The sequence below is a fragment of the Psychrobacter sp. 1Y4 genome, from assembly GCF_051847555.1.
The window spans coordinates 1-677 of the sequence record NZ_JBPYDE010000619.1 but is presented as its reverse complement, the minus strand read 5'-3'; the positions used below and the strand labels follow the sequence as shown (position 1 = coordinate 677).

The following is a 677-nucleotide window of genomic DNA, read 5'->3' as shown; positions in this document are numbered from 1 at the left end:
ATCGAGCGCGGTGGTTTGGGCGTGGCTCGATCCTGGTACATAACTAAACGCCGACTCGATCCAATCGCGCATCGCAGCAATCCGTGCGCCGCCAGCAAGATCGCCAAACTCGGCTTCCACGAAAGCTTGAAACTGGTCTGACGGGCAATAATGAGACGGCATCAAATGCCTGATCGTCTCTCCGGGTAAAAGATGCAGGGGCGTTTGGGACAATGTCGATATGTCCAAGGCAGGACGGTCAACGGCGATTTCTGCGAGGTAAGTGCAGCTAAAATCCCCTTCGGCGTGAATCCAAATCCGTTCTCCTATGCCATCATCAGCGGCGACCCGTGAAAAATGCGCAACGTCTGATGTCCAAATCTCAGTCGATCGCACCCGCTGATCCGCAAGATCGGCGGCTTCAATCTGAAGCAAAAGATCCATCGGCTCTGAGAGTCGATAATGGAGGGTGACGTTAAGTTTCAGGATCATATTTGAATTCCCTAAGGGCATGGGTCTGGTAGGCTGACGATCGCGCGGGGCTGAACCGCTTCGACTATATCAGAGACTGGTTTACTGGAGTCAGGTAGCAATGCCTGACAGGATTAAATTATCATAATACCGCTTTTTAAACTCAAAAGGTGAGACATAATCACTTACATTATGCAGTCGGGCTTTATCAGATGTGAGAAGCGTTA

General features: G+C 50.7%; 1 pseudogene. It reads right to left on the bottom strand.

Annotation, left to right across the window (positions count from 1 at the left end):
- Positions 1-471 (bottom strand): annotated as a pseudogene (locus tag ACS8FC_RS17935) (transglutaminase family protein); the annotation flags it as partial.
- Positions 472-677 lie beyond the last annotated feature (206 nt).